The sequence below is a fragment of the Gemmatimonadaceae bacterium genome, assembly GCA_020851035.1.
In the GTDB taxonomy this organism is placed as follows: domain Bacteria; phylum Gemmatimonadota; class Gemmatimonadetes; order Gemmatimonadales; family Gemmatimonadaceae; genus JACMLX01.
This window is the reverse complement of the sequence record JADZDM010000025.1, coordinates 244,676-267,461: the sequence shown is the minus strand read 5'-3', so window position 1 is coordinate 267,461 and position 22,786 is coordinate 244,676. Positions and strand designations below refer to the sequence as shown.

Annotated in this window: 16 protein-coding genes and 2 tRNA genes; 11 read left to right on the top strand and 7 right to left on the bottom strand. The window is 70.4% G+C overall.

Annotated elements, in window-relative coordinates; all coding sequences use genetic code 11:
* Nucleotides 1-147 precede the first annotated feature (147 nt).
* Together IT355_18495 and IT355_18490 are read left to right on the top strand one after the other, a co-directional pair.
* The gene (locus IT355_18495; GenBank protein MCC7055268.1) at nt 148-456 is read left to right on the top strand and encodes a helix-hairpin-helix domain-containing protein; all 309 of its coding nucleotides are present in this window, start codon (nt 148-150) and stop codon (nt 454-456) included.
* A gap of 410 nt (nt 457-866) precedes the next feature.
* Nucleotides 867-2,357 carry a nitronate monooxygenase gene (locus IT355_18490; protein MCC7055267.1) on the top strand — a complete coding sequence of 497 codons (1,491 nt, stop codon included), beginning with the start codon at nt 867-869 and terminating at the stop codon, nt 2,355-2,357.
* 74 nt (nt 2,358-2,431) lie between these two features.
* On the opposite strand, the gene IT355_18485 is transcribed toward IT355_18490, so the two are convergent.
* Nucleotides 2,432-3,631, bottom strand: a complete 1,200-nt coding sequence (locus IT355_18485) for a membrane dipeptidase (GenBank protein ID MCC7055266.1) — start codon at nt 3,629-3,631, stop codon at nt 2,432-2,434.
* Nucleotides 3,632-3,756: 125 nt separating this feature from the next.
* On the opposite strand from IT355_18485, the gene IT355_18480 reads away from it, so the two are divergent.
* From IT355_18480 to IT355_18470, 3 genes are all read left to right on the top strand, one after another.
* Nucleotides 3,757-4,365, top strand: a complete 609-nt coding sequence (locus tag IT355_18480) for an MBL fold metallo-hydrolase (GenBank protein MCC7055265.1) — start codon at nt 3,757-3,759, stop codon at nt 4,363-4,365.
* A 107-nt stretch (nt 4,366-4,472) separates the two neighbouring features.
* Complete coding sequence (locus IT355_18475; GenBank protein ID MCC7055264.1) at nt 4,473-4,859, top strand: VOC family protein; 387 nt, start codon at nt 4,473-4,475, stop codon at nt 4,857-4,859.
* Nucleotides 4,860-5,050: 191 nt separating this feature from the next.
* Entirely contained in the window at nt 5,051-5,350 is a 300-nt protein-coding gene (locus IT355_18470; protein ID MCC7055263.1) for a hypothetical protein, read from the top strand.
* Nucleotides 5,351-5,432: 82 nt separating this feature from the next.
* On the opposite strand, the gene gltB is transcribed toward IT355_18470, so the two are convergent.
* A complete protein-coding gene (gene gltB / locus IT355_18465; GenBank protein ID MCC7055262.1) occupies nt 5,433-10,031 on the bottom strand; it encodes a glutamate synthase large subunit in 4,599 nt (1,532 codons plus the stop codon).
* Between the two features lie 120 nt (nt 10,032-10,151).
* On the opposite strand from gltB, the gene IT355_18460 reads away from it, so the two are divergent.
* Nucleotides 10,152-10,234: transfer RNA gene (locus tag IT355_18460), tRNA-Ser, on the top strand.
* A gap of 142 nt (nt 10,235-10,376) precedes the next feature.
* Here IT355_18460 and IT355_18455 read toward each other — a convergent pair.
* Together IT355_18455 and IT355_18450 are read right to left on the bottom strand one after the other, a co-directional pair.
* Complete coding sequence (locus IT355_18455; GenBank protein MCC7055261.1) at nt 10,377-11,930, bottom strand: serine hydrolase; 1,554 nt, start codon at nt 11,928-11,930, stop codon at nt 10,377-10,379.
* Between the two features lie 65 nt (nt 11,931-11,995).
* On the bottom strand, nt 11,996-12,877 hold the full coding sequence (locus IT355_18450; protein ID MCC7055260.1) for a formamidopyrimidine-DNA glycosylase: 882 nt from the start codon (nt 12,875-12,877) through the stop codon (nt 11,996-11,998).
* A gap of 282 nt (nt 12,878-13,159) precedes the next feature.
* Between IT355_18450 and IT355_18445 the strand changes: the two genes are divergently transcribed.
* Nucleotides 13,160-14,167 carry an NAD-dependent epimerase/dehydratase family protein gene (locus IT355_18445; GenBank protein ID MCC7055259.1) on the top strand — a complete coding sequence of 336 codons (1,008 nt, stop codon included), beginning with the start codon at nt 13,160-13,162 and terminating at the stop codon, nt 14,165-14,167.
* A complete protein-coding gene (locus IT355_18440; GenBank protein MCC7055258.1) occupies nt 14,164-15,636 on the top strand; it encodes a hypothetical protein in 1,473 nt (490 codons plus the stop codon). Before IT355_18445 ends, IT355_18440 begins: the two co-directional genes overlap by 4 nt.
* A gap of 42 nt (nt 15,637-15,678) precedes the next feature.
* Here IT355_18440 and IT355_18435 read toward each other — a convergent pair whose 3' ends face one another.
* Together IT355_18435 and IT355_18430 are read right to left on the bottom strand one after the other, a co-directional pair.
* On the bottom strand, nt 15,679-17,361 hold the full coding sequence (locus IT355_18435) for an amidohydrolase (GenBank protein MCC7055257.1): 1,683 nt from the start codon (nt 17,359-17,361) through the stop codon (nt 15,679-15,681).
* A gap of 40 nt (nt 17,362-17,401) precedes the next feature.
* Nucleotides 17,402-18,061 carry an SGNH/GDSL hydrolase family protein gene (locus tag IT355_18430; protein ID MCC7055256.1) on the bottom strand — a complete coding sequence of 220 codons (660 nt, stop codon included), beginning with the start codon at nt 18,059-18,061 and terminating at the stop codon, nt 17,402-17,404.
* A 211-nt stretch (nt 18,062-18,272) separates the two neighbouring features.
* On the opposite strand from IT355_18430, the gene IT355_18425 reads away from it, so the two are divergent.
* Complete coding sequence (locus IT355_18425; GenBank protein MCC7055255.1) at nt 18,273-20,078, top strand: GMC family oxidoreductase; 1,806 nt, start codon at nt 18,273-18,275, stop codon at nt 20,076-20,078.
* A gap of 143 nt (nt 20,079-20,221) precedes the next feature.
* Here the strand turns inward: IT355_18425 and IT355_18420 are convergent, their stop codons facing one another.
* On the bottom strand, nt 20,222-20,614 hold the full coding sequence (locus tag IT355_18420) for a BON domain-containing protein (protein MCC7055254.1): 393 nt from the start codon (nt 20,612-20,614) through the stop codon (nt 20,222-20,224).
* A gap of 524 nt (nt 20,615-21,138) precedes the next feature.
* On the opposite strand from IT355_18420, the gene IT355_18415 reads away from it, so the two are divergent.
* Both IT355_18415 and IT355_18410 read left to right on the top strand, forming a co-directional pair.
* Nucleotides 21,139-21,227 (top strand) — tRNA-Ser (locus IT355_18415).
* 79 nt (nt 21,228-21,306) lie between these two features.
* Nucleotides 21,307-22,755, top strand: coding sequence for a glutamate--tRNA ligase (locus IT355_18410; protein MCC7055253.1), 1,449 nt, complete (start codon nt 21,307-21,309; stop codon nt 22,753-22,755).
* The last annotated feature ends 31 nt before the right edge of the window (nt 22,756-22,786 follow it).

The window sequence follows — 22,786 nt, the reverse complement described above, 5'->3', positions numbered from 1 at the left end:
GCGGTGGGAGGGCGTCGGGTCATCGGCGCAGAGGCGGGGTGGCGCGGTGCCGAGGCCAGCGCGCAATATGTGGTGGCGCCTGCCAGCGCTGCCGCGGCTCGTTGCCGACGGCCCGGCACTGCCGTTCCTGTCTTTCCACCTGGATCAATGCGCGCCGACCGCAGCAGTGTCACCCGCTTCGAGCAGATCCCGAACGTCGGCCGGGCCACGGCGGGCGACTTCGAGACGCTCGGCCTCTCGTCGCCCGCAGCGCTGGTCGGGATGGATCCCTTGGCGCTCTATGACAGGCTCTGCCATGTGACCGGTCAGCGACACGACCCCTGCTGCATCGACGTCTTCATCGCGGCTGTCCGGTACATGGAAGGGGGGCCGTCGACGCCCTGGTGGCACTACACGGCGGAGCGGAAGGCGCAGGTGGCCGCACGTGCGGCGCATCGCGGGCGTGCCACGGAGTGACGACCTCATCCGCTGGAACCGGAAACTGAGGCGCGGGACAGACGTCGCCCCGCGCGGCAGCCGATCCCGGAACGGAGGGGTGACAGGACAGACGCACGCGGAGACCGGCCGCGCGTCATGTCCCGGGCGTGTCGAGGGAGTCCGCAGCGTTTCTGGCAGACTGGACTGCACCGAATGGGACCGGGCACTGCCATCGCGTACCGACGGTTGATGATCATTGCGTGGCCGCGATCCGACACCCCCCACGCAGGGACTGAGGTCTTGCGACTGCCCCGGCCGAGCTCGACCGGATAACTTTCCGAAAGGGTTTGCCTGACAGGATGTGAGGCGTCCCAACGTTTCGGCCGCCGATCTGGCGGGATACTCTCCACGATTGCGGCGGTGGCCAACTTGGTCAGCGCGCCACCCGAATGCCATTTCTCATGTCTGTGACGTCTGCACTTCCGAGCATCATTCAGGGTGGCATGGGTATCGCCGTCTCGAACTGGGTCCTGGCGCGCGCCGTTGCATTGCGCGGCCAGCTCGGAGTGGTGTCGGGAACGGCGATCGACACGGTCCTCGTGCGCCGATTGCAGGATGGTGACGAAGGGGGCCACATCCGCCGCGCCATGCAGCGCTTCCCGCTGCCGAAGGTGGCCGAGGACGTGCTGGCGAAGTACTTCGTGCCCGGCGGCCGACCGGCCGAGGAGCCGTATCGCCTGCTGCCCGTGTACCGCCAGAAGGTCTCCGACGCACGCCAGCAGGTGACGATGCTGGCCGCGTTCGTCGAGGTCTGGCTCGCCAAGGAAGGGCACGAGGGCAAGGTCGGCATGAACCTGCTCACGAAGATCCAGATGCCCACGCTGCCGCTGCTGTACGGTGCGATGCTCGCCGGCGTGGACGTGATCCTGATGGGTGCGGGTATCCCGCGCGAGATTCCCGGCGCGCTCGATGCGCTGGCCCGCCACGAGGCCACGCAGATCCGCTTCGACGTCGCCGGCCTGGCCTCGGGCGAGTCCGAGTACCTCAAGTTCGACCCGCGCGCGGTGAACCCGATCGCGGATGCGCCGCTCCCGCGCCCGCTGTTCTTCCCCATTGTCTCCGCGGCATCGCTGGCGCAGACGCTGGCGCGCAAGGCGAACGGCCGCGTCGATGGCTTCATCGTCGAGGGCCCCACGGCCGGCGGCCACAACGCGCCGCCCCGCGGCACGCTCACGCTGGATGCGAGGGGCGAGCCGATCTACGGAGAGCGTGACGTGGTGGACCTTTCCAAGATGCGCGAGATCGGCCTGCCGTTCTGGCTCGCCGGTGGCTCCGGGTCACCGGCGGCGCTGGCGCACGCACTGGCCGAGGGCGCCGCGGGCATCCAGGTCGGGACATTGTTCGCGTTCAGCAACGAATCCGGCTTCACCGCCGCGATCAAGCGCGACACCATCGACGGGGCACTCGCCGGCGAGTTGAGCGTGCGGACCGACATCCGCGCCTCGCCCACGGGCTTCCCGTTCAAGCTGATCGAGCGCCGTGGCGTGGCGAACGAGGACAAGCGGGCGCGCATCTGCGACCTGGGCTACCTGCGCGAGGCGTACAGGCGCGAGGATGGCCGCGTGGACTACCGCTGCGCCTCCGAGCCGGTCGACACGTACGTGAAGAAGGGTGGCCTGGTGGAGGACACCATCGACCGGCGCTGTCTCTGCAATGCGCTCGAGGCGTGCATCGGCCAGCCGCAGGTCACCGAGGACGGCGGCGAGGAGCCGGTGCTCGTCACCAGCGGTGACGATGTCGTGCACCTCGCGAAGTTCCTCAACGGCCGCACGAGCTACAGCGCGGACGACGTGCTGGACTTCCTGCTGTCCACGCCCGCACCGACCGCCGCCTGTGCAACCGATGCGGCCGTGAACACCGGCGCCACCGCCGCCGTCTGACCGGCGCGCGGGGACCCACGTCGCACCGGGGTGCGGCCCAGGGACACGGGCCGCACCCCGTCGTGTCTCCGCCGTCAGCCCCGCCAGATCTCCGTCAGCACATGGCGGGCATTGTCGCCCAGCACGCCGCGGATGTTGCCGTCGGACCAGCGTCGGCGGATCAACCCCTCCGCCACATCGAACATCCGCTTCGGGTGGTCCAGCCCGGCCACCGTCAGCATCCGCTCGCCGTTCGCATCGACATGCATCCGGTAGCGGTCGAAGTTGGGCGTCGGTGGCACGCTCAGCGTGGCCCCGTTCACCGGGTTCGGATTGCCCACCACGTCCATGTCGCTGCCGATGGCCACGTGCTCCACACCCACCAGCTTCGCCACGTGGTCGAAGTGGTCGAACACATGCTCCACGGTGACCGGCTCGTCCGCGCGCACCATCATGCGCAGGAACGGGATGCCCATCACGCCGCCGCTGCGCGCCATCTTGCGGATCATCTCGTCGGTCTTGCAGCGCAGGTGCCCCGGCACCAATGCGCGGCAGCTCGCATGCGAGAACACCACCGGCCGCTTCGCGGCATCCAGCGCATCCAGCGTCGTGCGGTCACCGCAGTGCGACAGGTCCACCGCCATCCCCACCGCGTTCATCCGCTCCACCACCTGGTGCCCGAACACCGTCAGGCCGCCGTCGTTCGTCTCGAGGAAGCCCGAGCCCAGGCGGTTCTGGTAGTTGTACGTGAGCTGCGAGAGCCGCTGCCCCATCGCGTGGAACGTGTTCACGTCGTCCAGCGTCCGGAAATGGTCGGAGTTCTGGAAGGTGATCATGATCCCGACCTTCCCTGCCGCCGTCACCGCATCGAAGTCCGCGGCGTCGTCGATCCGCATGAACCACTCGGGATAGCCGGCGATGAACCCGTTCCAGTCGGCGAAGAAGCGCACGCCGCTCTCGTAGCTGTCCGGGCCGTGGCCCAGGCAGATCACGCGGTAGCCGGAGGTGCGATAGACCTCGAAGTCCTCGCGCGTCATGGACCGGGGCTTCGTCAGCCAGAGCGTGCTCCGCGGCGGCTTCTCCGCGAAGTCGGCGAAGCGGAACTGGTTGAGCAGGTCCAGCACCAGCGACTCCTGCACCAGCCGGATCGCGCGGGCGGAGTACTCCGTCGGCACGTCGGCAGCCAGCCGGTAGCGGCCGCGGAGGATCGCCGGGGCGGTGATCGCGACGGCCGCCAGGCGCTGGACGGCGTCCCGGCGCGAGATGGCGGGAGACCGGGGGCAGGAGTCAGGCATGGACGGAGTGTGTGGGAAGCGGGCGCCGGGCCGGCACCCGGGGATCGTATCCGTCGCCCCGGTGCCCGCAAGACGGCGCCGCACGGCCCTCCCGCGCCACGCGACGCGGCGCGTAGCTTGCCGCGATGGGCGCCAGCGCACCGCACACCATCGTCAACGTCGGCTACAAGTCCACGAACTTCTGGGTCATCAGCGCGGGCACGCGGCGCCTCTTGCTGGACCTGGGCTGGCCCGGCACGATGGGCCAGATGCGCGCTGCCCTCGACCGCGCCGGCGTGCCGCTGCGCGAGATCGGGCACGGCCTCGCCACGCACTACCACCTGGACCATGCTGGCCTGGCGCAGGAGCTGAAGGCCGCCGGCATGCGCCTGCTGGTGGCCGACGTGCAGGTGCCCTGGGTGCAACACCTGGGCGATCACGCCAAGCCGGCCGACCGCCTCGTCCCGGTGGACCCACGCGACAACCTCGTCTTCCCGCTCCAGGCCAGTCGGGCGCTGCTGGCCGGCCTCGGGCTCGCCGGCGAGGTGCTGCACACCCCGGGGCACTCGCCGGACAGCGTCTCGCTGCTGCTGGACGACGGCGCCGTCTTCACTGGCGACCTCACGCATCCGCTGTTCATGACCGAGGCCGAGGCGCCCATCACCGGCGCGAGCTGGGCCCTCCTGCGTGAGCGGGGTGCCCGCACCGTGTATGCCGGACACGGGCCGGTGCGCCCGATGCCCGAGCTCTGGTGACCGCAGTGGCGGGCCCCGGCCGTGAGTGGCACGATTCACGCGGCCGCAGCGATCTTTCCACCGCAGCACTGCAACACCCCCGTGCCACCCTCCCCGCCCGCATTCCGATGAAGATCAAGCTTGTGTCGCTCATGGTCGACGACCAGGACAAGGCGCTCCGCTTCTACACGAGCGTCCTCGGCTTCGAGCCCTGCGCCGATGTGCCGATGGGACCGTACCGCTGGATGACCGTCACCTCGCCCGACGGCATCGACGGCGTGGAGCTGGTGCTGGAGCCGATGTCGTTTCCGCCGGCAAAGGTCTACCAGGCCGCGCTGTTCAACGCGGGGATCCCGGCGACGGCCTTCATCAGCCAGGACATCCACCGCGACTACGCACGGTTGAAGAGCCTCGGCGTGATCTTCCGCGGCGAGCCGAAGAACCTCGGACCGGTGACCACCTGCCTGTTCGAGGACACCTGCGGGAACCTCATCAACCTCGCGCAGCCGTCCTGAGGCGCCGCACGGCCCCGCCGCCCCACCCGCCGCCCAACCCGCCGCCCCCATCCCGCCGGATCGCGAGGCGGCCGGCAGCGGACCGGGCTGGGCTGTTACGAGCCCTCCGTGGCGTCGTCTCCCAGTGTACGCCGGGTGCATCCCCCCGCGATCGCGGGGCAAGGCCGGGCGCAGACGGGAGGGAGAACGCGATGCCGCGTATTCACTTGGGTCGGGTCACCGGGGCGATCGCCGCCCTTGCGCTGGCCACAGGTCTCGCGAACTGGGGCGTCGTCTCGGCCATGCCGACAACCCAGCATCCTCCGCTCGCGACGCGCGACACCGCATCCGCCGCGGACCTGCGCACCCCGGCGAAGGACGTCTTCCGCTACTCCCGCCACGGCAGCACCACGCCGCAGCCGGCCTCGGCGTGCGCCTTCGACTGGCACAGCCGCCGCCGCATGTGCGTCGCGCCTGCGGTGACGGACACGCTGCCCGCACCGCCGCGCTGAGGCTGTTCCCTGCGTCAGCGCGCGGCTGCGATGCGGTAGTTCCCTGCGCTGGAGGCGGTGCGCTGCGTGAGCGCAGGACCGCTCAGCGACTCTGTACCACCGGGCCGGCGTCGGCGCCGAGCAGTGAGCCGACGCGCTGGATCCACCCCTGCCGGATCAGGCCTGCGGACTCGAACGTGCCGCGCGGCTGCACCTTGCGCCATTCGCCGAACGCGCGATCCGGACCGTCGATGATCGCCCGTGCCCGCGCGCTGCCGGTGCGCGCGAAGTGCAGCCGCAGCAGCAGGTCGAGCAGCACCTCGTCGTCGTCATCCAGACCACCCAGCAGCACCATCTCGTGGTTCACGCGGCTGGCGAACGTGCCCGCCTCGTCGAGCACGTAGGCCAGTCCGTTCGACATGCCGGCGCCGAAGTTGCGGCCCGCGCGTCCCAGCACCGCCACCACGCCTCCGGTCATGTACTCGCAGGCGTGGTTGCCCACCCCCTCCACCACCGCGCAGGCGCCGGAATTGCGCACCGCGAAGCGGTCACCCGCCTGCCCGGCCGCCAGCAGCAGGCCGTCGGTGGCGCCGTACAGGCAGGTGTTGCCCACGATCATGTTCAGGTGGCTGGCACCCACGTAACGCGCGTTGCGGAACGGCCGCACGCTGATCTCGGCGCCGTTCAGTCCCTTCCCCACGTAGTCGTTCGCCTCGCCCTCGAGGTCCATGCGCATGCCGCGGATGGCGAACGCGCCGAAGCTCTGGCCGGCCGTGCCCTTGAAGTGCGTGGTGAGCGTGCCGGGTGGCAGGCCCGCGTCGCCGTGCACCTCCGCGATCATGCCGGCCACCCGCGCCCCCACGGCGAGGTGGTGGTTCCGGATCAGGTACGAACCTTCCGCCGGTTCCGACTGCTTGATCGCGTCACCGGCGTCGCGGATGATCATGTCGTCGAGCACGATCACGCCGGGCCGGATGTTGCGGGCCACACTGCGGCGGCGCGGCTCACCCTCGCGCACGGCGGGCGTCAGCAGCAGCGACAGGTCGAGCATGGCCGACCGTGGCACCTCCGGTCGGTCGGCCCGCTGCAGGCGCTCGGCACCACCGACGATCTCGTCGATGCTGCGGACCCCGATCGAGGCCAGGATCTCGCGCACCTGCTGCGCGACGAACGTGAAGTACGCCACCACCTGGTCGGGGTTGCCGCGGAACTTCGCGCGCAGCTCCGCGCGCTGCGTGGCGATGCCCGTGGGACAGGTGTTGAGGTGGCACTGGCGCGCCATGTCGCACCCCATCGCCACCAGCGGTCCGGTGCCGAACCCGTACGATTCCGCGCCGAGCAGCGCGGCGATCACCACGTCGCGCCCGGTGCGGAAGCCACCGTCCACGCGCACCTCCACGCGATGCCGCAGCCCGTTGCTCACCAGCACATGCTGCGCCTCAGCCAGCCCCAGCTCCCAGGGCGCGCCGGCGTGCTTGATGCTCGAGAGCGGGCTGGCGCCGGTGCCACCGGCGTGGCCGGCCACCAGCACGTAGTCGGCGAACGCCTTTGCCACCCCCGCCGCGACGTTCCCGATGCCGCTCGACGAGACCAGCTTCACGCCGATGCGGGCGCGCGGGTTCACGGCCTTGAGGTCCAGCACCAGCTGGGCCAGGTCCTCGATGCTGTAGATGTCGTGGTGCGGTGGCGGGGAGATGAGCTGCACGCCGGGCGTCGCATGCCGGAGTCGCGCGATCAGCTCCGTCACCTTGTGCGCGGGCAGCTGTCCGCCCTCGCCGGGCTTCGCCCCCTGCACGATCTTGATCTCGATCTCGTCGGCACGCACGAGGTACTCCGTGGTCACGCCGAAGCGCGCCGAGGCCACCTGCTTGATGCGGCTGTCGCGCCGGTCGCCATCGGTGTGCCGGTAGTGCGCCGGATCCTCGCCGCCCTCACCCGAGTTCGAGCGCGCCGACATCCGGTTCATCGCGATGGAGATCGTCTCGTGCGCCTCCGGCGACAGCGAGCCGAGCGACATCGCGCTCGACACGAAGCGTGCGCGGATCGCCTCCACCGGCTCCACCTCGTCGATCGGCACCGGTGTGGCCTCGCGGAACGAGAGCAGGTCGCGCACGGCCGTCGGTGCACTCGCCTCCGTGCGCGCCACGAACGCCCGCCAGGCCTCGTCACCGGTGGCCGTCACGCGCGACGAGCGCGCGCTGCCCACCGACTGCTGCAGGGCCAGCACCGTCTGCGGCGCCCAGGCGTGCGTCTCGCCATCCTTGCGGAAGCGGATGCGCCCCTCGTCGGGGAGGCTGGTGCTGGCCGCCGACTCGGGGCCGTACGCCGCGCGATGCCGCGCCAGCACGTCCTCCGCCAGCTCGCGGAACCCGATGCCGCCCATCGGCGACGCGGTGCCGGCGAAGCAGCGGTCGATCACGTCGGCGCCGAGGCCGAGCGACTCGAACACCTGCGAGCCGCAGTACGACGAGAGGGTGGAGATGCCCATCTTCGCCAGCACCTTCAGCAGTCCCTTCTCCATCGCCATGCGGTAGCGCGACTGCGCCACGGCCGGCAGCGGGCGCTCGACGTCACTGTCGGCCTTGCCGTGCACCGCCTCGGTGAACAGCGTCGCGATCGTCTCCAGCGCGAGCCACGGGTACACCGCCTCGGCCCCGTAACCCACGAGCGTCGCCACGTGGTGTTGCTCCACCACGTCCCCCGCTTCCACCACGATGCCGACCTTGGCGCGCAGGCTGGTGCGCACGAGGTGCTGCCGGATCGCGCCGAGTGCCAGCAGCGCCGGGATCGGCACCCGCTCGGCGCCGGCCTTCCGGTCGCTGATGATGAGCAGCCGGGCACCCTTCTGCGCGGCGGCCTCGGCGCGCCGGCAGAGGCTGTCGAGGGCCGCCTCCAGCGCCTCCGGGCGCGACCGGGCGGGCCAGGTGGCGTCGAGCGTGACCGCCTTGAACCCCGGGAAGTTGCGCAGCTGCTCCATCTCTTCCGGCAGCAGCACCGGGTGCTCCACGCGCAGCATGCGCGCGTAGGTGGACTTCTCCTCGAGCGGCGACCCGCGCTGGCCCAGGTGCATGCGCAGTGACATCACCATCGACTCACGCAGCGAGTCGATCGGCGGGTTGGTCACCTGTGCGAAGCGCTGGCGCAGGAAGTCGTAGAGCGGCGGCATCCTGTGGGAGAGCACGGCCAGCGGCGTGTCGTCACCCATGCTCCACACCACCTCGGCCGCGCTGGTGGCCATCGGCTCGAGGATCATGCGCAGGTCCTCGTGCCCGTAGCCGAATGCGAGCTGCACCGGGCGCAGCAGGTCGCTCGACTTCACCAGCGGTTCCACGCCGTCCTGCGGCGCGAGCGTCGCCATGTACTGCTGGATCCAGCGGGCGTACGGGCGGCGCGTGGCCACCTCACGCTTGGCGGCCAGGTTGCGCACGATGCGGCGGCCCGCCGTGTCCACCAGCAGCACGCCACCCGGCCCCAGCTTGCCGCTCTCCACCACGTCACGCGGGTCGAAGTCGACGATCCCCACCTCGGAGCCCGCGACCACCATGCCGTCGGCGCGGATCTTGTACCGGCACGGGCGCAGGCCGTTGCGGTCCAGCGAGACCGCCACCTGCACGCCATCGCTGTACGCGAGCGCCGCGGGACCATCCCACGGCTCGATCACGCACTGGTGGTACTCGTAGAACGCCTTCACCGCCGGCTCCACGTCGGGATACTTCTCCCACGCCTGCGGCACCAGCATCATCACCGAGTGCACCGGGCTGCGGCCGGCGCGCACCAGCAGCTCCATCGCGTTGTCCAGGCTCGCCGAGTCGCTGCCGCGCGGGCGGATCGTGTCGCGGAGCCGCACGCCGTTGGTGCCGAACTGCGGCGAATCCAGCAGCCCGGAGCGCATCGCCATCGCATTCCGGTTGCCCCAGAGTGTGTTGATCTCGCCGTTGTGCCCGAGCATGCGGAACGGCTGCGCCAGTTCCCAGCGCGGGAGCGTGTTGGTGGCGTAACGCTCGTGGAACACCGCGATCGCCGACTCGAAGGCCGGATCGAGCAGGTCGGGATAGAATTCGGCCAGCTGTCCGCCGGTGAAGAGTCCCTTGTACACGACGGTGCGGCAGGAGAACGAGCAGAAGTAGAACGGCGTGAGCCCCAGGGCCTCGGCGCGATGCTCCATCTCGCGCCGCGCGAGGTACAGCAGCCGCTCCCACGCATCGTCGTCGGTGGCGGCCGTGGGGCGACCCACGATCACCTGCCGGATGCGCGGCATGGCATCACGCGCCGACTTGCCGAGGATCTCCGGCCGCACCGGCACGTCACGCCAGCCGATGAGCGGGATGCCGTCGGTGGCCAGCACCTCCTCGATCACGCGTACCGAGAGGCGCATGCCGTCGGCATCGGTGGGCAGGAAGCACATGCCGATGGCGAAGGCCGCGTCGGCGCTGAGGTTCAGCCCCTGCCGCGAGCCGGCGAGGATGAAGAGGCGACGCGGGATCTGGGTCAGCACGCCGGCGCCGTCGGCCGACTTGTCGGTGCCGGTCGCGCCGCGATGGGCAAGACGCGCCGAGGCCTCGAGCGCCAGCTTCACCACCTCGTGCGTGCGCTCACCGCTCTGCCGGGCAATGAAGCCCACGCCGCAGGCATCACGCGGGGCATAGGGGGATCCCGTCTCGTCGTCCGTGAAGCTGCCGCGCCGCTCGTGCACTGGGTCCACGTCCGTCCCCGCCTGTCGAGTGTGATGCCCGCAGTACAGCCCCCTGCGCATCATAGCGAGTTCCGGGGATGGTGCAATCAGGGCGAAACGGCGAGATTTCCCGCCGCAGCGCTGCTGTGGGGAGGGTTGGCAGAATGGCTATTGCACCGGTCTTGAAAACCGGCGTCCGCAAGGACATCAGGGTTCGAATCCCTGGCCCTCCGTGTTTCCGGCGGCGCCGTGGCCGACGGACGGCGCTGCCGCAGATGCCGTCCCGCGCGCCAGGCGTCGCGGGCCGTGCACACCGAGCATCGGCGCGTTCCCGGCGTCCGCGCTGACTCGCTGGCCCCCCCACGCTGAGGGCGCTCAGCGGGGGGCGGTACGTGTGAACGTGTACTCGTCAGCCCCGTCGAGGCGCAGCTCGATCATCGTCCCGTCGAGTCCCAGCCGGAACACGAGGTAGTTGTACCCACCGCGCCCATCGCCGAGCGCCACGCGGAAGGTGTCCTGGTGCCAGTGCTCCATCCGTCCGCGCATCTGCGGATCGGTGCCCATGCGCACGGCCAGCGCGTCACCCTCCTGCGTCACGACCACGTCGCCCCACGCCGCGTGCGCGTAGGTGCCGGCGTAGGCAGCCAGCGGGAGCGTCGGCTTCGTGCCCGCCACGCGCTTCTGCTCGAACGCCGCCTGTGCCGCCTTCCCCTCGGCCGCCAGCCCCGCGTAGAGCGGCAGGAACTCCGCACTCCAGTCGCGCGGCGCCCCGCCGTTGGTGCCGGCGAAGATGTCCAGCGCCTGCAGCATCAGCGCGTGCCGGAACTCGGCGTGGTCCAGGTTCCCGCCGATGAAGATGCCGGTGCGCGCATCCGGCAACAGCCCGACGATCGCCGTGCGACCCGACAGGCTGCCGGTGTGGAACGCCAGGAAGCGGCCACGATAGTCCTGCTCGAACCAGCCAAGCCCGTACGTCATCCAGTGCGGCTTCGTGATCCGCGCCGTGGGGTAGAACTCCGCCTCCGACACGAACGACTGCGGCTTGAGCAGCGCGCGGAACCCCGCCTCGCTCACCAGCCGCTTCCCGCCCACGCGGCCGCTGTCCAGCAGGAAGCGCAGCCACTTCCCCATGTCGGTGGAATTCGACCAGATCGCGCCCGCCGCCGGCAGCACGTCCACCGCCTCGTCGGCGATCACCCGGATCGTGTCGCGCAGGCGGAAGTGTGGCTCCGACTGGTTCGCACCGGCCGCCGCGCGCATCGCACCGTACGACGTGTACGACTGCGACATGCCGAGCGGCTCGAAGATGCGCGTGCGGGTGAAGTCCTCCCACGACATCCCCGACACCCGCGCCACCAGCTCGCCGGCCGCGCCGTACATCACGTTCTGGTAGGTGAACCCGCCGCGCAGGGAATAGGCCGCCGGCAGGTACCGCACGCGCCGGAGGATCTCGGCCCGTGTGAGGTCACCACGCGCCCACATCAGGTCGGCGTTGCCCATCCCGATGTTGTGCGTGAGCAGGTCCTTCACCGTCGCCTCACGGGTCAGGAACGGGTCCTGGAAGGCGAACTCCGGCAGGTGCTTCGTGATCGGGTCGGTCCACGACACCTTGCCCTCGTCCACCAGCATCGCCATCGCCAGCGCGGTGAAGGCCTTGGTGGTGCTCATGATGCCGAACTGCGTCTGCACGTCCACCGCACCGGCTGCCCCCAGGCGCCGCACACCGTAGCCCTGCGCGAACACCACCGAGTCGTTCCGCACCACGGTCACGGTGAGGCCGGGAATCTCCCAGTCGCGCACCCCCTTTCGGATGACGGCATCGAGCTCGCGCACCTGCGCCGCCGTGCTGCGGACCTGGGCCGGCAACGCGGGCATGGCGACGAGGGTGAGGACGGCCAGGAACCGCAGGCGGACCGGGAGGCGTGTCATGGATCGGGGAGGCAGGAGTGACGGGATCGCGGCGCCGGCGCCGCTGCGAGGGAGCTTAACGACAGTCAGAGTTCGTCGAGTGACCGCGGCCAGTCGTCCTTCAGCAGCCGCGACATCGCGCGGTCCGCCAGCAACCGGCCCCCGGTCTGGCAGCGCGCGCAGTAGTTGGTCTCGTTCTCCGCATACCGGATGCGCTGCACCGGCGCAGCGCAGTCGGGACAGGGCTGCCGGAACCGGCCGTGCACCGCCATCTCGGGCCGGAACGCGGTCACCTTCTCCGGCCAGCCGCTGCCCATCTCGGTGCGGAAGAGGTCGATCCAGTGCGCCAGCGTCGACCGGATCGCGAGCACCAGCCGCAGCGCATCGTCGTCCCGGAGATTCGCGGAGAGCTGCAGCGGCGAGAGGCGCGCGGCATGCAGGATCTCGTCGGAGTAGGCGTTGCCGATGCCATCGAACAGTCGCGGGTCGGTGAGCGTGCGCTTGAGTGTGTGGTTCTCGCTCCGCAGCCGCGCGACCATCGCCGCGTCGGTCGAGGTCATCACGTCCAGGCCGCCGCGGTCCATCGCGGCCAGCGCCGCGCGACCGGCCACGGCCGTCAGCGACGCGCGACGCTTCGTGCCCGCCTCCGTCAGCACCAGGGTCCCGGTGTCGAAGGTGATGCAGGCCAGCCCGGCCTTCGGCGGCGGCTTCTTCGACGCCGACACCCACTTGAGCCGGCCGGCGATCATGAGGTGGATCACGAGGAACATCTCCCCCTCGCACACCAGCACGATCCGCTTCCCGAGTCGCTCGATGCCGGTGACGCGCCGCTCCGTGAACGCCGACAGCGGCGGCTCCACGGAACGCAGCACGAATGGGCTGCCCACCCGCACGTCGCGCAGCACGGCGCCCGTGGTGCGGGCCGCCAGCGCCTCGCGGTAGACGGTGATGTCCGGAAGCTCAGGCACGGCGTGACGCTAGCGCGCCGACCGCCGCCGGGCCAGTGAACCCGTCCGGGGCGCGGTGGCACTCCGCCCCGCGCGGCCGTATGCTCCGCGACGTGGCACCGCGTCCCGCACCGTGCCCGCGCTGCCCCACGCCCCGGAGCCCCGATGTCCCTCTCCCGCCGCACGTTCCTCGCCTCCTCCGCCACCCTCGGCGGTGCCCTCTCGCTGGGGCTCCCGTCACTGGTGCACGCCCTCGAGTCGGCGCCGGCGACGATGGGCCGCGGCCGGCGCGCCGGCGCCCCGCTGCGCATCCTGATCCTGGGCGGCACCGGCTTCATCGGCCCATACCAGGTGCAGTACGCCATCGACCGCGGCCACTCGGTGACGCTGTTCAATCGCGGTGTCACGAACGCCGGCCTCTTCCCCGGCGTGCCGCGGCTGGTCGGCGACCGGAACCTGCCCGATGGGCACAAGGCGCTCGAGGGCGGCGAGTGGGACGTCGTCATCGACAACCCGACCGCGAACCCGAAGTGGGTGCGCGACGCCGGCCGCGCGCTGAAGGGGCGCACGAAGCACTACCTCTTCGTCTCGACGATCTCCGTCTTCGCGGAGCTCGCGACCCCGATCGACGAAGGCGGCACGCTGCTGCCGCCGGCGGACATCGACGCACCATATGACGCGAAGCTCTACGGCCAGAACAAGGTGCGCAGCGAGATCGAGGCGCGGGCGCAGTTCGGGTCCGCCGTCACGATCGTGCGGCCCGGGCTCATCGTCGGCCCCGGCGACCTGTCCGATCGCTTCTCGTACTGGCCGGTGCGCATCGACCGCGGCGGCGAGGTGCTCGCGCCCGGCACGCCGAACGACCCGGTGCAGTACGTGGATGCGCGTGACCTCTCCGAGTGGATCGTGCGACTGGCCGAGTCGCGGGTGCTCGGCACCTTCAATGCCACCGGCCCACGGACGCCGACGACCATCGCCGAGATGCTGCACGGCATCAAGGCCGTCACGACGAGTGGCGCACAGTTCACGTGGGTGCCGGCCGCGTTCCTGGCCGCGAACCAGGTGCGCGCCTGGAGCGACATGCCGGTCTGGGTGCCGCCGGAAGGCCGCACGGCGGGGTTCGCGCGCGTGATCTGCCGCAAGGCGTACGACGCCGGCCTGACCTTCCGCCCGCTCGCGGAGACTGCGGCGGCCACCCTCGCCTGGTACAAGACACGGCCCGCGGCCGAGCAGGAGAAGGCGCGCGCGGGGCTCGCGCCGGAGCGTGAGGTCTCGGTACTGGCGGCGTGGCACGCCACCGGCGCGAAATGACCGCCGCCGACGGCGCGGCACTCCTCCGCACCGCCTTCGATCCCGCCGGGTTCCGGCAGCAGGGCGACCGCATGCTCGACACGCTGGCCGGATTCCTCGCCGCCGAGCTCGAGGGACGCACGCCCGTGCTGCCCTGGGTCGATCCCCGTGCGATGCACGCGTCGTGGGATGTCGACTTCGCCGACGCGCGAACCCGCGACACGTCGTCACCGGCCGCGATCCTCGAGGCGCTCACCGCGAAGATGCTGGCCGGCGCCACCCGCCTGCACCACGCCGGCTTCGTGGGACACCAGGTGGCGCCCCCGCTGCCCCTCGCGGCACTTTGCGACCTCGCGGCCGACCTCCTGAACAATGGCCAGGCCGTGTACGAGATGGGTCAGGGTGGCACGGTGATGGAGATGCACGTGATCCGCTGGATGTGCGACACCATCGGCCTCGGCGACATGGCCGGTGGGGTGCTCACGTCCGGCGGCACGCTCGCCACGCTCAATGCCCTGCTCGCGATGCGGCAGGCCAAGGCCGGCTGGGACGTCTGGACACATGGCGCGGTGGGTGGACCGATTCCCGCGGTGCTGGTGAGCGAGCAGGCGCACTACTGCGCCGACCGCGCCGTGCGCATCATGGGCTGGGGCGCGGATGGCCTGGTGAAGGTGCCCGTGGACGCGCAGTTCCGCATGCGGACGGACCTGCTGGCCGACGGCCTGGCGTCGGCGACGGCGTCCGGGCGGCGTGTCATCGGCGTGATCGCGAGTGCGTGCAGCACGGCCACCGGAGCCTTCGACCCGCTCGGGCCGATCGCAGACTTCTGCGCGGCGCACGACCTGTGGATGCATGTCGACGGGGCGCACGGCGCCGCGCTCGCGCTGTCACCACGCCACCGTCACGTGCTGGACGGCATCGCGCGCGCCGACTCCGTGGTCTGGGACGCGCACAAGATGCTGCTGCAGCCGGCGCTGGTCACCGCCGTGTTGTTCCGCGATCAGCGGCACGCCGCCGGCGCGTTCGCGCAGGACGCCTCCTACCTGCTCGACGCCGCGAACGACGACGCCTGGTTCGACCTCGCATCGCGCACCTTCGAGTGCACGAAGCGCATGATGAGCTTCAAGCTCTACGCCACGCTCGCAGTCTACGGCCCGGGGCTGCTCGCGGCCTACGTGACCCGGGTGGTGGACCTCGCGCGCGAGTTCGCGGCCCTGCTGCGTGCACAGCCCGACTTCGAGCTCGCGGTGGAGCCCGAGTGCAACATCGTCTGCTTCCGCCACCGCCCCGCCGGCTTCGACGGCGACGCGGGCGCCCTGGATGCGCTGCAGGCCGAGTTGCGCCGGCGGGTCATCCGCGGCGGGCACTTCTACCCCGTGCAGACCCGCCTCCGCGGCAGCCTCTGGCTGCGCACCACGCTCATGGGCCCGTTCACCAGCATCGACGACCTGCAGCGCCTGCTGCACGAGCTCCGCCGCGCGGCGGCGTGACGGGCGTCGGCGCCCGCGGCGCGGTGCGCACCGACGGCACGCCTACTTCCGCTCGAACACCGTGCGGCCACCCACCACCGTGCGCATCACGCGCACGTCGCGGATCTGCTCCGGCGGGATGCGGGTGATGTCGCGTTCGAGCAGGGCGAAGTCGGCCAGCATGCCCAGTTGCAGCGTGCCGCGGTTCGCCTCGTCGAAGCCGGCGAACGCCCCGCCCCGCGTGTGGGCGCGCAGCGCCTGCTCGACGGTGATCTTCTGCGCGGGGTACCAGCCGGCCGGTGTGCGGTCGTCCAGCGTGCGTCGCGTCACGGCGGCGTAGATCGCCTCGAGCGGCCGCGGCGGGGCCACGAACCAGTCCGACCCGAACGCCACCGCCGCGCCGGCGTCGAGCAGCGACTTGAACGCGTAGGTGCGCGACGACCGGTCGGTGCCGATCACCCGGTCCGCCCAGCGGCCGTCATCGATGGCATGGTACGGCTGCATCGACGGGATCACTCCAAGGGACCTGAACCGACCGAAGTCGCGCGCGGCGATGTGCTGCGCATGCTCGATCCGGAAGCGCCGGTCGCGCGCGCCGTTCTCGCGCGCCACGCGGGCGAAGATGTCGAGCTGCGTGGCGATGGCGCGGTCACCGATGGCGTGCACCATCACCTGCAACCCCGCACGGTCCGCCCCCGACACGCGAGCATATAGTGACTCGGGGGCCGTCACGAACAGCCCGCGGTCGCCCGGCTTGTCCGTGAAGTCTTCGAACATCGCCGCCGTGTGCGACCCGAGCGAACCGTCCACGAACCCTTTCAGGCCCCCGATGCGCAGCCAGTCATCGCCCCGCCCGCGCACGGCGACGGTGTCGCGCAGCCGCGTCCACTCGGCCAGTGGTGTCATGGCGTAGATGCGCGTGCGCTGTCGCGCGGTGCCGTGCGCACGCCGGAAGATGGTGAGGTCGTGCCAGCTGCCCATGCTGTGCACGCTGGTGACGCCGTACGACGCCACGTGGGCCATCGCCGTGTCCAGTGCGCGGTCCTCCACCGCCACCGGCGGGGTCCGCATCGCTCCCGCCACCAGGTCCTGCGCATTGTCCTTGAAGATGCCGGTGAGCTCACCGGCGGCGTCGCGCACGATCTCACCCCCCGCCACGTCGGCGGTGCCCCGCGTGAGGCGTGCGGCCTGCAGCGTGAGCGTGTTGGCGAGGTTCATGTGACCGTCCAGCCGGTTGATCCACACCGGGTTGTCGGGTGTCACGCTGTCGATCCAGTCCCGCCGCGGCAGCTCGCCGCCCCAGTTCTGGTGGTCCCAGTCCCCGTTGGTGACCCAGGCGCCCTTCGGCAGCGTGCGCGCGTGGTCACGGATGCGGCGGATGAACTCCTCCTTCGTGCGCGCGTCACGCAGCCGCACCGAGGCCAGGCCGAAGCCCCCCTCGATGAAGTGGACATGTGTGTCCACGAACCCCGGCACCACCATCTGGCCCTTGGCATCGATCACCGTGCCCGCGCCAAGCTGGCCGACCATCCGGCTGCTGCCGATCGCCGTGATCCGGCCCGCGCTGTCGACCGCCAGCGCTTCCGCCCACGGCCGCGCCTCGACGCCGGTCCAGATGCGGGCGTTCACCACCGCCAGCACCGGCCGCGGACCAAGGGAGGAGAAACTCGCGCAGGAGACGAGGATGACGGGCGTGGCGACGGCCAGGCACGCGGCGACGAGCCGACGGATGGTCAGGGGACGCATGGCGGATCGACGGGAGGAAGGGGGTGACGGTGCGTGGTGCTCAACGGCGCGCCAGCGCCTCGGCGATCGCGGCCTCGGCCAGGGTCGCCATGATCCGGTAGCCTGCCTCGTTCGGGTGCACGCCGTCGTCACCGAGGCCGGCACGCAGTCCGTCGCGATCATCACGCATCGCCGTGTGGTAGTCGAGGTACACCGCCCCGACGCGCGCCGCATACGCCTTCATCCAGGCATTCAGCGCCACGATCTTCGGTGCCGGCGTGAGGCCGGGCTTCCATGGGTAGTCGAACACCGGCAGCACCGACGACAGCACCACCCGGATCCCGTTCGCCTGCGCGATCTCGGTCATGCCGGCGAGGTTGTCCTCGATCATCCCGAGCGTCGACGGGCCCGTGTTGCCGGCGATGTCGTTCGTGCCGGCGAGGATCACCACCACCGATGGCTTCAGCGCCACCACGTCGGCCCGGAAGCGCACCAGCATCTGCGGCGTCGTCTGGCCACCGATACCGCGCCCCACGTACGGCTTGCCGGGGAACATCACCGGGAAGTGTCGCGCCCAGCCGTCGGTGATCGAGTTGCCCATGAACACCACCCGACGCTCGCCGGCGGCCGGTGCACCGAGGGCCGCGTTCGCGTCGCGGTAGCGCGCGAAGTTGGCGTAGTCGTTGCGGAAGGCGAGGTTCTCGGCGCGCTGGCGGGCCATGGCGGCGGTGTCGGGGGTCGGGGCCGCCGCGTCGGGCGATCCTGCGCGCGGGCCGCAGGCGACGAGCAGGAGCAGCGCGGCAGCGGTGCGCGCGCGGGCGACGGGGGCAGGCAGCATGCGAGAGGCCGGGAGCAGGGGGACGCCAGCCGTCGCCGGATCGGCGCCGACGGGTGATGTCGCGCGGGGCACGACGACCGCCGTGCTGCCTCATATGCTAGCCACCGGGGGACGGCGACGCCCGGGGGCGCCGTGGCGCCACTCCTGCCCGCGATCCAACTTCCCCACCGCCCTGCCGCACGGCAGGATCGGAACCGGCTTGCGAGGGGAGGATGCGGTGGCGGATACCTGGGATGCGATCGTGGTGGGCTCCGGCATCGCCGGTGGCTGGGCGGCGAAGGAGCTGACCGAGAGGGGGCTGCGGGTGCTGTTGCTCGAGCGTGGACGCAACGTGGAGCACATCAAGGACTATCCGAACGCCACCAAGGCCCCGTGGGAGTACCCGCACCGCGGCGGCAACACGAACGCGCTCCGCGCGACGCACCCGGTGCTGGAGCGCAGCCGGTTCGCGTGCAACGAGAAGAACCCCGACTTCTGGGTCAATGAGCAGGAGGCCCCGTACACCGAGGTGAAGCGCTTCGACTGGTATCGCGGCTACCAGGTCGGCGGCCGCTCGCTGATGTGGGGGCGGTGCAGCTTCCGCTGGAGTGACCTGGACTACGAGGCGAACGCGAAGGAAGGCGTGGGCACCGACTGGCCCATCCGCTACGCCGAGATGGCCCCGTGGTACAGCCACGTCGAGCAGTTCGCGGGCATCGCCGGGTCGATCGAGAACCTGCCGCAGCTCCCCGATGGTGACTTCCAGCCGGCGATGCCGCTCAACTGCGCCGAGGAGTGGTTCGCCGGCCAGCTGAAGGGGATGTACGGGGGCAACCGGCGCATGATCTCCAGCCGCACCGCCAACCTCACCGTGCCACTGCCGGGCCGCGGCGCGTGCCAGTCACGCGATGCCTGCTGGCTGGGGTGTCCGTACGGTGCCTACTTCAGCACCCAGTCGTCCACGCTGCCGGCGGCGCTGCGGACCGGGCGCCTCACGCTCAAGCCGCACGCGATCGTGAGCGAGATCGTGTACGACAAGGATCGCAGGCGTGCCACCGGCGTGCGTGTCGTCGACGCGCTCACCAGCGCGACGGTCGAGTACGACGCGAAGGTGATCTTCCTCTGCGCATCGACGCTGAACTCGACCTGGCTGCTCCTGCGGTCCGCCACCGAGGTCTGGCCGGGTGGCCTCGGCAGCAGTTCGGGGGAGCTCGGCCACAACCTGATGGACCATCACTTCAGGCTCGGTGCCGAGGGGCGCCTGCCGGGCATGTTCCTCGACAGGATCCAGGTGGGCCAGCGCCCCAACCCGAGCTACATCCCGCGGTACCGCAACCTGTTCGGCGACAAGCGCAACTACCTGCGTGGCTTCGGCTACGAAGGGGGCGCCAGCCGGCAGGGGTGGGCCCGTGCGGTCGGCGAACTCGGGATCGGGGGTGACATGAAGGACCAGGCCACCGAGCCGGGGGAATGGACCATCGGCGGCACGGCGTTCGGCGAGATCCTGCCGAACCACGCCAACCGTGTGCGTCTCGACGAGACGCGGAAGGACAAGTGGGGACTGCCGGTGCTCGCGATCGAGTGTGACATCGGCGAGAATGAGCGCAACATGCGCGTCGACATGATGCACGACATGGCCGAGATGCTGAGCGCCGCTGGCGTGAAGGACGTGAAGACCTTCGACTACGGCTATGCCATGGGCCAGGGAATCCACGAGATGGGGACGGCGCGCATGGGCACGGCACCGACGAACTCGGTGCTCAACAAGCACAACCAGGTGTGGGATGCGCCGAACGTGTTCGTCACCGACGGCGCCTGCATGACCTCGGCCGCGTGCCAGAACCCGTCGCTGTCGTACATGGCCTTCTCGGCCCGCGCGGCGGAGTTCGCGGTCTCGGAGTTGAACAAGCGGAACCTCTGAAGTCGTCGCTGAGGCGGACCGTTTTCAAGGGGACGGGGATCTTGAATGTGAGTTCAAGATCCCCGTCCCCTTGAACCGGCGCGCAAGGAACGGCGCCGGCCCTGAAATCCAGAACCGGCGACGCACCTGCCACGACGTCGGGACTACTTCTTGATCGTCAGGTTGTTCACCACCGTGTACTCCGGCGCCTTCGACTTCGCCACCTGCTCCGCCAGCACCCGGTCGGAATCCGACGGTACCGTGCCGTTCAGCGTCACCGTCTTCGTGTCCTTGTTCGTGTCCACGTTGATGCCGGTGGCCTTGATGCGCGTGTCGGCCAGCAGCGCCGTCTTCACGTCCGCAGTCTCCATCGCCGCACCCATGCTCGCGCCGGCGTTCTCGGTCGCGTTGGCCGTCGCATTCGCTGCGCGATCGGTGGTCTCGGCCGCCTTCTCGCCCGCATTCTCCGCATCTTCCTTCACGCCCTTCGCCGTGTTGCTGCAGGCGGTGCCAACGGCGAGCAGGGCGGCAAGCGCCATGGTGTTGAATCGCGTCATCCTTGCGTCTCCTGTCCAGCAATGTGAGCGCACGTCGTCACGCCATCAGGCGAACTGAGGTGCGGTGATGTTCCATGCAAGCGTCGCCGTGCCATCGTACGCATGCTCGAAGGGCAAGAAGCGTGCACGCATTGCGATCCGTGACACATCACCCCGCGCCACACTCGAGCTTCGTGCGGTGGTTCGGGATCGTGAACGGCGCCAACGCAAAGTCGCAAAGAACGCGAAGGGATTGGAGCACGCGGCACCGGCCAGCGCGCACGAGACGCATCGCATTCGAGGGGAACAGCGGTTGCGGTTGCAGTTCCAACAGCTATGCGATGCCCCGCTCCGCGTGGAAGGCGGCCGCATGCGCCGGACGCTTTGCGTCCTTCGCGTCTTTGCGTTGCAGCCGTTCAGGATGCAGGCACGGCATCGATGATGGCCCCCGACAGGCGCTCCCCGCCCGGCCGGCCCCGGAACCGCCCGAAAGCCGGCCGGGACGTTGTGCCGCCCCACGGACGAGGGTACGTTTGGGGGCTGTTGGAGCGATGGCCGAGAGGCTGAAGGCACCGGTTTGCTAAACCGGCATAGTGGGAAACTGCTATCGAGGGTTCGAATCCCTCTCGCTCCGTGCCAACGGGCCCATCATCTGTCGGTGGGCCCGTTTTCATATGGCCCCCAGATGAGCGCCCCCCGCCGCCGAGTCCTGCATGACCGCGCCCCGCCTCCGCTTCGCCCCCTCCCCCACCGGCTACCTCCACGTCGGCGGCGCCCGGACGGCGCTGTTCAACTGGCTCTGGGCGCGGAAGACCGGCGGCAAGTTCCTCCTCCGCATCGAGGACACCGACAAGGCCCGCAGCACCGAGGAGAGCACCGCCGCCATCTTCCGCGGCCTCGAGTGGCTCGGCCTCGACTGGGACGAGGACGTCGTCTACCAGGGCGCCAACGTGGAGCGACACAAGGCCGACGCCGAGCGCCTCGTTGCCAACGGCACCGCCTACCGCGACTTCACCACCGTCGCCCAGCTCGAGGCCCTTCGCGCCGAGGCCGACAGCCGCAAGGAGCCGTTCCGCTTCGACCGGCGCCTCGCCCAGTGGTCCGACGCCGAGATCGCGCAGAAGCTCGCCGCCGGTGAGCCCTACACCATCCGCTTCCGTGTCCCCGACGGCACCACCGCCTGGGAAGACATCGTCCACGGCCGCATTGCGTTCGAGAACAAGGAGATCGAGGACTTCATCATCCTCCGCTCCGACGGCACGCCGATCTACAACCTCGCCGTCGTCTCCGACGACATCGCGATGGGCATCACGATCGTGATGCGCGGCGATGACCACATCTCCAACACACCGAAGCAGATCCTGCTCTATCACGCGCTCGGCGCCGCACTGCCGCAGTTCGCACACGTCCCCATGATCCACGGCACCGACGGCAAGAAGCTCAGCAAGCGGCGCGATGCCGCCGCCGTGGGCGACTGGGAGTACAAGGGCATCCTCCCCACCGCGATGGCGAACTTCCTCGCGCTGCTGGGCTGGAGCCCGGGCGACGACCTCGAGGTGATGATGCCGGATGAGATGCTCCAGCACTTCACGCTCGACCGCCTGCACAAGAAGGCGGCGATCTTCGACACCCAGAAGCTCGAGTGGATGAACGGCCAGCACCTCTCCCGGCGCCCGCTCGAGGAAGTGCTGCCCCGCGTGACCGACGCCCTCGTCCGGCACGAGGTCGCGACCCCGGAACGCCTCGCGGCCGACCCGGCCTGGACCGCGCACCTGGTGGACCAGCTCCGCGTCCGCGCCCGCACGGTCGAGGAGATCGTGAAACAGGCACGACCGTATCTCCTGGACGAGGTCGAGTACGACGCCGAGGCCGTCGCCAAGGCCCTGCTGAAGGATCGGGCACAGAGTGCCGACATTCTCTCCGCGACACGGGACGCACTCGTGAACGCTCCGGCCTGGACGGCGGAGGCGCTCGAGCCGGCCCTGCGAACACTCGCGGAATCGCGGGGACTCGCCGCGGGAAGGATCTTCACCCCGCTGCGCGTCGCCGTCACCGGACTCTCCGTCAGCCCCGGCATCTTCGATGTCCTCACGCTGATCGGCCGCGACCGGTGCCTCGAGCGTCTCGCGCGCACGCTGGACATGCTGGCGACGACGGCGTAGGGCCCACCTCCGGGCTCCCTGCGCACCGGAT

Excerpts from the sequence above, each read along its gene's own strand:
- IT355_18495 (MCC7055268.1), top strand. The coding sequence starts at position 148 with ATGCGCGCCGACCGCAGCAGTGTCACCCGCTTCGAGCAGATCCCGAAC.
- IT355_18490 (MCC7055267.1), top strand. The coding sequence starts at position 867 with ATGCCATTTCTCATGTCTGTGACGTCTGCACTTCCGAGCATCATTCAG.
- IT355_18485 (MCC7055266.1), bottom strand. The coding sequence starts at position 3,631 with ATGCCTGACTCCTGCCCCCGGTCTCCCGCCATCTCGCGCCGGGACGCC.
- IT355_18480 (MCC7055265.1), top strand. The coding sequence starts at position 3,757 with ATGGGCGCCAGCGCACCGCACACCATCGTCAACGTCGGCTACAAGTCC.
- IT355_18475 (MCC7055264.1), top strand. The coding sequence starts at position 4,473 with ATGAAGATCAAGCTTGTGTCGCTCATGGTCGACGACCAGGACAAGGCG.
- IT355_18470 (MCC7055263.1), top strand. The coding sequence starts at position 5,051 with ATGCCGCGTATTCACTTGGGTCGGGTCACCGGGGCGATCGCCGCCCTT.
- IT355_18455 (MCC7055261.1), bottom strand. The coding sequence starts at position 11,930 with ATGACACGCCTCCCGGTCCGCCTGCGGTTCCTGGCCGTCCTCACCCTC.
- IT355_18440 (MCC7055258.1), top strand. The coding sequence starts at position 14,164 with ATGACCGCCGCCGACGGCGCGGCACTCCTCCGCACCGCCTTCGATCCC.
- IT355_18435 (MCC7055257.1), bottom strand. The coding sequence starts at position 17,361 with ATGCGTCCCCTGACCATCCGTCGGCTCGTCGCCGCGTGCCTGGCCGTC.
- IT355_18430 (MCC7055256.1), bottom strand. The coding sequence starts at position 18,061 with ATGGCCCGCCAGCGCGCCGAGAACCTCGCCTTCCGCAACGACTACGCC.
- IT355_18425 (MCC7055255.1), top strand. The coding sequence starts at position 18,273 with ATGCTAGCCACCGGGGGACGGCGACGCCCGGGGGCGCCGTGGCGCCAC.
- IT355_18420 (MCC7055254.1), bottom strand. The coding sequence starts at position 20,614 with ATGACGCGATTCAACACCATGGCGCTTGCCGCCCTGCTCGCCGTTGGC.
- IT355_18410 (MCC7055253.1), top strand. The coding sequence starts at position 21,307 with ATGACCGCGCCCCGCCTCCGCTTCGCCCCCTCCCCCACCGGCTACCTC.